The 8,557-nt window shown below is 54.0% G+C and carries 6 protein-coding genes; all 6 read left to right on the forward strand.

The annotated features are described in order from the left end of the window. Positions 1–87: 87 nt before the first annotated feature. The 6 genes from NW856_RS06235 to NW856_RS06260 all read left to right on the forward strand — a co-directional run bounded on the left by NW856_RS06235 (position 88) and on the right by NW856_RS06260 (position 8,462). Positions 88–312 carry a hypothetical protein gene (locus tag NW856_RS06235; RefSeq protein WP_414329510.1) on the forward strand — a complete coding sequence of 75 codons (225 nt, stop codon included), beginning with the start codon at positions 88–90 and terminating at the stop codon, positions 310–312. Further along, the gene (locus NW856_RS06240; RefSeq protein WP_414329508.1) at positions 302–637 is read left to right on the forward strand and encodes a putative toxin-antitoxin system toxin component, PIN family; all 336 of its coding nucleotides are present in this window, start codon (positions 302–304) and stop codon (positions 635–637) included. Before NW856_RS06235 ends, NW856_RS06240 begins: the two co-directional genes overlap by 11 nt. 203 nt (positions 638–840) lie before the next feature. Then, the gene (locus NW856_RS06245; RefSeq protein WP_414329506.1) at positions 841–1,131 is read left to right on the forward strand and encodes a nucleotidyltransferase family protein; all 291 of its coding nucleotides are present in this window, start codon (positions 841–843) and stop codon (positions 1,129–1,131) included. 317 nt (positions 1,132–1,448) lie between these two features. After that, positions 1,449–3,320: an excinuclease ABC subunit UvrC gene (gene uvrC, locus NW856_RS06250; RefSeq protein WP_414399538.1), complete on the forward strand. Its 1,872-nt coding sequence runs from the start codon at positions 1,449–1,451 to the stop codon at positions 3,318–3,320. 206 nt (positions 3,321–3,526) lie between these two features. Beyond that, positions 3,527–6,736 carry a PAS domain S-box protein gene (locus NW856_RS06255; RefSeq protein ID WP_414399539.1) on the forward strand — a complete coding sequence of 1,070 codons (3,210 nt, stop codon included), beginning with the start codon at positions 3,527–3,529 and terminating at the stop codon, positions 6,734–6,736. Positions 6,737–6,773: 37 nt separating this feature from the next. Continuing rightward, the gene (locus NW856_RS06260; RefSeq protein WP_414399540.1) at positions 6,774–8,462 is read left to right on the forward strand and encodes an NAD+ synthase; all 1,689 of its coding nucleotides are present in this window, start codon (positions 6,774–6,776) and stop codon (positions 8,460–8,462) included. Positions 8,463–8,557 lie beyond the last annotated feature (95 nt).

Here is an 8,557-nt window from a genome sequence, read left to right on the forward strand (position 1 = left end):
AAGCTGTTAGTAGCAGGTGAGCTTAGCCGTTAGCCAGCGCGACTTAATCTCAAGTGTAATAATATCCAACATCGAGGAATTGGAAAGATGAACACAGTGATTACCATTCCTCTGGATGCAGATACAGCGAGACTTTACAGTCAAATTCCTGCTGACCTGCAAAGAAAGTTTCAGCTGTTACTTAACCTTTGGCTGCGCGACCTCATCGTACCACCGCGTCCCCTCCAGGTTGTCATAGATGAAATCAGCCAAAAAGCACAGGAGCGTGGCTTAACTCCTGAGATACTGGAATCTCTGCTGAATGTCGAATGAACCATGCTTTGTTTTTGATACCAATGTTGTTATCAGTGCGCTCCTGTTGAGATGTTCTGTCACTCGTCAAGTCTTTGACAGGGCAACACAGAGAGGCAAATTGCTTATCTCACGTGTGACCGTTGAAGAATTGAGCGATGTCCTGCGGCGCAAAGGATTTGAAAGGTATATAACCGAGGAAGAACGGATGGAGTTCTTGAGCACTTTTGTTAGAGATGGCGTCTTGGTGGAGATTGTAGAGCGCGTGGCGACGTGTCGTGATCCCAAAGACGACAAGTTTCTTGAACTGGCTGTTAATGGCAAGGCAAGATGTGCGTGCCGTTAGATGTACCCAGAGACAAGATGATGAGCAAGTTCAAATGCCCTCATTGCGGGAACCCAGGGATCCCTGTCCTCTGCAAGGTGTGCCTCGGCTCAACTGTGCCTGCGACCTGCAAAGCGTTATGAATCTTTGTTTGAGTCGTAATTGAGAGGAAATAGGTGAGCTATAATTCCTAATGGACTTTTCTTTTCATTGCAGGTTGGGTAATGCAAAAACAGGAAGTCCTTACATTACTGGCAAATCACCAGAACACTCTGAAGGACTTTGGCGTAAAGTCTCTAATGCTCTTTGGTTCAGTAGCAAGGGATGAAGCGCAAACAGACAGTGATATCGATCTGCTAGTAGAGTTTGACCGTCCAGTTGGATTGTTCACTTTTGTACGCTTGAAACGATATCTAGAGGAAATTTTAGAGAGTCCGGTTGATCTAGGTACGCCTGACTCCCTCAAGCCCTATCTGCAAGAATCCGTTCTCCGGGAGGTGGTTCGTGCCTTCTAGAGATTGGCAGAACAGAGTAAGATCGGAAATAGAGGCAATTAAGTTAGATGAGGATCCCTCTGGGCCAGGATATATGGTTGTTTCAGACTGCAGGAAAGCAACTTGGGGATCCCAGGTTCCCCTAGTCTGCTTTGGGAGACAGATAAGGGGTATGTTTGTGTTGGCCGGTTAGAGATCGAAGGCAGGGCAAATGTCCCAGACTTATTCGGAATGACTATACCTCTACAGGGGCTGAAGTCGGTGTTGCCAGGGAAAGTCGTATCATTGCTAGATTGAAGTCATGGGATCCCTGACTCTACCCGGTAGAACTGAACTTTATGACCGTCCCTCTGATTCACAGCCGTGACGTTCTAGAGAGCCGTCTCAAGGAGATTCCTGCTGAACCCGGCGTATATTTAATGCGAGATGCCACGGATCAGATCCTCTATGTAGGCAAGTCCAAGAAATTGCGCTCTCGAGTGCGATCTTATTTCCGCTTCACCGGCGACCTGTCCCCTCGCATTCAGCGCATGGTAGCTCAGGTTTGCGAGATCGAGTTTATCGTAACCGACAATGAAAGTGAAGCCCTAGCCCTAGAAGACAATCTGATTAAGACCCATCAGCCCCCTTATAATGTTCTCCTTAAGGACGATAAAAAGTATCCCTATTTGTGCATTACCTGGTCAGAGCCTTATCCCCAGCTTTACATCACCCGCCATCGTCGCCTTGATCGGAATCAAGACAAATACTATGGCCCCTACACCGATGTTGGCCTGTTGCGCCATACCCTTGGGTTGGTCAAACGAATTTTTCCCTTGCGCCAACGGCCCAAACCTCTGTACAAAGATCGCGCCTGTTTGAACTACGACATTGGGCGCTGCCCCGGGGTATGCCAAGGCTTGATCAGCCCAGAAGAGTATCGCAAAACGCTGACTCAAGTGGCCATGATCTTCCAAGGCCAGACAGATGAGCTGATCCGAGAGCTGCAGGAGAAGATGATCCAGGCCGCCGAACAGGAAAATTATGAGGCAGCCGCACGATATCGGGATCAAATTCGTGGTCTGGAACAATTGGGAGAATCCCAGAAGGTCTCTTTGCCTAACTCTACCGTCAGCCGTGATGCTCTGGCCTTGGCCATGAATGATTCACGAGCCTGCATTCAATTGTTTCAGGTGCGGGCAGGCAAGTTGGTGGGGCGGCTGGGGTTTGTGGCCGAAAACCGCGGTGACGACCCAGGCCTTATCTTGCAGCGGGCTTTACAAGAGCATTATCAATACTGCGATCCGGTGGAAATTCCCTCTGAAATTTTGACCCAGTATGAATTGCCCGATCACGATTTTCTGGAGTCTTGGCTGAGTCAGAAAAAAGGCCGCAAGGTCAGCCTTGTTGCCCCCCAACGGCAGAGCAAAGCCGAGCTGATCGAGTTGGTTGAGCGGAATGCACAACTGGAGCTAACCCGCACTCAGCGCTTGGCGGATCGGGATGCCGCGGCCTTGGAGCGCTTGGCAGAAGTCTTGGATTTGCCGGATGTGCCCCGCCGTCTAGAAGCCTACGATATTTCCCACATCCAGGGATCCGATGCTGTGGCCAGTCAGGTGGTGTTTATCGATGGCCTGCCTGCCAAACAGCACTACCGCCGCTACAAGATTCGCAACCCTGAGGTGCGCCCCGGTCACTCCGATGATTTTGCCAGCCATGCAGAAGTGGCCCGGCGTCGCTTCAGCAAAATGACCCCTGAGGATCAGCCGGATTTGGTGCTCATCGACGGGGGCAAGGGGCAGTTGTCGGCAGTCATGGCCGTCTTGGCAGATTTAGGGCTGGATCACCTGCCGGTGATTGCCTTGGCCAAACGAGAAGAAGAGATCTTTCTGCCGGGGGATCCCGTGCCCTTGCGGTTGCCGGCCCAAGATCCGGCTCGCTTGTTGTTGCAACGCCTGCGAGATGAAGCCCACCGATTTGCTCTCGCCTTTCATCGCCAGCAACGGAAAGCGCGTCAACATGCCTCTACGCTGGACGAGATCCCCGGCTTGGGCAAGTATCGGCAAAAGCTGCTGATGGAAGAATTTCGGTCGATTGCCCGCATTCAGGTGGCCTCAGAAGACCAGTTGGCTCAAGTGCCCGGCATTGGCCCGAAGATTGCCCGACAGATTTACCGCTACTTTCACCCGGAAACTCAGGCGGGATCCCCGGAGACTGCAGGGGTGGAGTAGTTGAGAATCCGCGCAGGGATCCCTGCTCCCCCAGCACTCGGTGGGGTGATATCCACAGAAGCCTGAGCACCCTTCCTCGCCCGTGATTTTACGAGATCACGGGGGAACTTGTAGTGCGGGAAACATCGCTTAAGGCAGAAATGATACATAATCCCAAGGACAGGTGTTCTCAGTGCCCTGGTACTGCTTGCCAATAGGGGATCCTGATGCTGGCCGAACTTGATGTGCTCCTGGAAAATGCCCCCATTGGGATCTTTCGTGTGGATCTGCAGGGACGATACCGGTTTGCAAATGCCAAGCTTGCCGAGATATATGGCTATGCCTCCTCCGCTCATCTGATGCGCCATCTGTCGGATTTTGGCCATCGTCTTTATGTCGATGCTGCCGGTCGTCGCCAGTTTTTCCAGGATTTGCTTGCAGGCAAAGTCGGCGACGGGAGAGTGGCGCAAGAGTTTTTGATCCACAGTCGCAAGGGCTTGGACTTGTGGGTGCGAGAACAAATTCAAGTCGTCCGCAATCCAGCAGGGGATCCCCTCTATTTTGAGGGGTATGTGGAAGACATCACGGCACAGAAGCGGGCTGAACAAGCGCTTGCAGAGAGCCAACTCCGCTACGAAAGGCTGGTTTGCGCTATTCCACAAGCCTTGATGATTTTTAGCCGAGAAGGCCAATGCCTAGAGCTGATTTCTTCCCCGGAGAATACTTATTTTGCTTCACTCTCAGCAGAGCATATTCAGGGAAAAGCAGTGGGAGAGCTGTTCGGCCCTGAGGTTGGCGATCAACTGCAGAGGCTGATTGACCGTTGCTTGAGCAGCGGATCCCAGCAAACCTTGGAATATCCCCTAACCAACTCAGCAGGGGAGCTCCGTCACCAGGAAGTTTGCGTGGTTCCCCACGGAGCAGATTGCGTGCTTGGCTGCATTCAAGATATCACCGAGCGCAAGCGGCTAGAGCTGGCCTTGTTGGAGATTCAACAGCGATTCTGGGGAATTGTGGAGTCCTGCAATTTGGGCATCTCTCTGCTGCCTCTTGAGCCAGAAGCTAGTCCGCATGGCATGAACTCAGCCCTCAAGGATATAACAGGATATTCTGCAGAGGAACTGAAAGCTTTGCCTCTGGAGGCTTGTATCCCAGACTTGGCCGATGTTGAAACTCTAAAAAAACTTTGGCAGGAGTTGGTTGATGGCCGGCGCAGTCATTATGAATGGGAACATCGCTACACCCGTAAGAATGGCCAAATCATCTGGGTAAAGTCTCAGGTTTATGTTGTGAGAGATGAAGAACAAAAGCCTCTATTTGCCGTTCACTTCCTGGATGATATTAGCGAGCGCCGATCCATCAAATCTGCTCTTGAGGAAATTCAAAACCAATTGCAGGGGATCTTCAACTCCTGTAGCCAAGGGATTGCTCTGATGAGCCTGGATCCTGATCCCCAGTATCTCAGCCTCAACCCGGCAATGGCAGAGATTACAGGGTACAGCGAGGAAGATTGGTCGGCTCTGAAAGCGGAAGATTACACTCCCTATCCCGAAGACCGAGAACGGGGCGAGATACTCTGGAATGAACTGCTTTCCGGGTACACCAACAACTATGAATATGAAAAGGTGATTTGCCGTAAAGATGGCAGAGAGATCTGGGTTCGCTTACAACTCTTCGCGGTGCGAAACGCTCAAAACGAGCCTCTGTTTGCCATCCAATTTCTAGAAGATATTTCCGAGCGAAAAAGGGTCGAAACTCACCTGCGAGAAAGTTTGGCCGATCTGGCCCGCAGCGAAGCACGTTACCGCGCTCTTTACGAAGCGATCCCAGATATGCTTTTGCAAGTGGATCGGCAAGGGCTAGTCTTGTCCTATAAGCCCCCCAGAGGATTTGCATCCGCCTATCCCGATGACCGCTATCTCAACCAATACATTCAAGATCTGTTTCCAGAGCATTGGAAAACCTACTTTGCCCCTTTGCTAGAGAAAGCCTTTCAAACGGGAGAAATTCAGGTTATTGAATATCCGCTTCCTCAAATTTCTCAAGACGCGGCGGAAGCATTGCCGGAATATCGCGAGGCCCGTCTGTTGCCCTTTGGGCCGGATGAGGCCATTGTTTTGGTGCGCGATATCACCCTGCGCAAGCGCCTGGAGCTGGCCCAGCAAACACGAGAAGCTGAATTAACAGCCCTGGTGCAACAGCGAACCCAGCAACTGGAACGCAGTCTACAGTTTGAATCGATTCTGCGCCGCCTTACCCATCAGATACGGGCAACTCTGGACGAAAAGCAGATCTTGCAGACGGTTGTGAACGAGCTGGGGAAATTTTTGGGCGTTCTTTTTTGCAATGTCGGCCTTTACGATAGCCGCCGAACCTACTCCCTGATCAGCTATGAATACACGACGCTTTCAACCTCTGGGGTCGGGGCTCGGGTTTGGATGAGAGATTTTCCCCTCTTCTACGAACAGCTATGGCGAGGCTGGTGCTTTCAACTGTGCGCTCGGGATCGCCAACGGGATCCCGACACTTTGCCCCCTTATTTGACCAAGCTGGCCTGCCCCATTGCGGACGATCAGGGCATTCTTGGGGATCTGTGGCTGGCTCGGCCTCCTGAGGAGAGTTTTAGCGATTGGGAAATCGATTTGGCCCAGCAAATGGCGGCCCAGTGCGCGATTGCCTTGCGACAGGCCAGGCTCTACCTCAGCAGCCAGGCTCAGGTGACGGAATTGAAAAAACTCAGCCAAATTAGGGATAACTTCCTGGCCGCCGTCTCCCATGAGCTGCGCACTCCCCTTACCAGCATTAGCCTCTCGGTTCACCTGCTGAAACTGAGCCATCAAGTTTCTCCTCTCACCCCCAAGCAAATCCAGTATCTTGAGGTTCTGGAGCAGGCGTGCGAGCGAGAGATCTCCCTAATTAACGATCTTCTGGATCTACAAAATTTGTCGGGCAATACGCTCAAGCTGCCCTCTGAGCAGGTTAACCTGCCTCTCCTTTTGGCACCTCTTATCAATCGGTTCCAAGACCGGATGCGCAAGCGGCAGCAAACCCTAGAAGTTCACTGGGATCCCCACCTGCCCTATCTGCACACCCATCCCCGCCTGTTGGAACGCTTGGTCTGTGAGCTTTTGACCAATGCCCACAAATTCACGCCCGCCGGCGAACACATTGTCCTAGAGGCTGTTGCTTTAGGTTCCGACCGCTGGGAGCTGCGCTTGACCAACACGGGCACCACCATTCCCCTCGAAGAACAAGAACGCATTTTCGAGCAGTTTTATCGCATCCCCCACTCGGATCCCTGGCAGCAGGGGGGAACAGGCTTGGGATTGGCTCTGGCCCAAGCCATTGCCAACCACTTGGGCGGCTCTTTGCAGGTGGAGAGCACCGCCCACCAAACTACCTTTGTTCTTCGCCTGCCTGTAGCCAAATCTTGTTGACGATTCGGTTTGGGCCACTTATGGTGAGATTTACCATATGGGGGGCAGGGTGAAGGTAGCGCTGTTGCAACTGAACTACATCGTCGGCGATCTAAGCGGAAATGCCGAGCGCATCCGTTCGGCAGTCGAGGCAGTGGCGGCGGCGGGAGCAGAGTTGGCCATCACCTCGGAGCTGGCGTTGCTGGGGTATCCACCTCGCGATTTGTTGCTCTACCCGGCCTTGGTCGAGAGGGCAAGCCAGGTTTTGCAGCACTTGGCCAGTCGGCTACAGGCCAGCATTCCGGTGGTCGTGGGATCCGTGCAGCCCAATCCTCTGCCTGAGGGTCGGCCCCTTTACAATGCTGCTGCCTGGCTGGAGGGGGGCCAGATCCGCCATTGGTTCCAGAAGTCGCTCTTGCCCACCTACGATGTCTTCGATGAGGATCGCTATTTTGAGCCGGGATCCCAGCCCCAACCCATCGAGTACCGTGGCCGCCGCCTGGGCTTTACCATTTGTGAAGACATTTGGAACGACCGCGATTTTTGGCAGCACCGTCGCTACCACTGGGATCCGGTGGAACAGATGGCCCGCTGCGGTGCCGACCTGCTGATTAACCTCTCGGCTTCCCCCTTCAGCCTGGGCAAACAGAAGTTGCGGGTGGAGATGCTGGGATCCCTGGCCCGCAAGCACGCCCTGCCCATTCTCTACGTCAATCAAGTGGGGGGCAACGACGATCTCATCTTCGATGGGGCCAGTTGTGCCCTAGATCGCCGGGGTCGGGTTGTGGCCCAAGCCGCTGCCTTTCAGCCGGATCACCTCATCCTGGATGTGGACGAGTTGACCCAGTCTCCCAACCCAGACCAGAGCCCACCGACCGCGGGATCCCGCTGGCCGACCGAGCCGGAAGCTGAGCTGTACGAGGCGTTGGTTTTGGGCACCCGCGATTACGTCAGCAAATGTGGCTTTCGCGAGGTGCTATTGGGCCTGTCGGGAGGGATCGATTCTGCCGTCACTGCTGTGATTGCTGCCGATGCCTTGGGGCCGGAGCGGGTGCTGGGGGTGCTCATGCCCTCTCCCTATTCCAGCGCCGGTAGCTTGGCCGACGCCTACCAACTGGCGCAAAACCTGGGGATCCCGACCCTGAAGCTGCCGATTCAGTCCATCATGGAGAGCTACCACCAGCTTTTGGCAGAGCCCTTTGCCGGCCTCCCCCCAGACATCACGGAAGAAAACCTGCAATCGCGCATTCGCGGCACCCTCCTCATGGCCCTTTCCAACAAGTTCGGGCGGCTGCTGCTGACCACAGGCAACAAATCAGAGCTGGCAGTGGGCTACTGCACCATTTACGGGGATATGTCCGGCGGCCTGGCGGTGATTTCCGATGTGCCCAAGACCTGGGTGTACCGCTTGGCTCGCTGGATCAACCGACAGCAGGAGCGGATCCCGCTTGCTACTCTGACCAAGCCCCCCTCGGCAGAATTGCGACCTGGCCAACAAGATAGCGACAGCCTGCCCCCCTACGACCTGCTGGACAAGATCTTGCAGCGGCACATCGAGCAGCATCAATCCGGCCCCGAGTTGGTGGCTCAAGGGTTCGATCCCGACATCGTGCAGCAGGTGCTGCGGCTGGTTCAGAATGCCGAGTTCAAGCGACACCAAGCTCCCCCTGGGCTACGCATTACCGATCGCGCCTTCGGCACCGGCTGGCGGATGCCAATCGCCAAGCGTCAAGAAGGGATCATGTGACATACTCCCGCACTCATGCTGACGCATAGAGTGCAGGCTTCTCAGTGACTCCTGTGAAGGACGTTTCCTGAGCTTTAAGAACGGGATGCCCCACC

The sequence above is a fragment of the Synechococcus sp. R3-13 genome, from assembly GCF_047462195.1.
Lineage (GTDB): Bacteria > Cyanobacteriota > Cyanobacteriia > Thermostichales > Thermostichaceae > Thermostichus.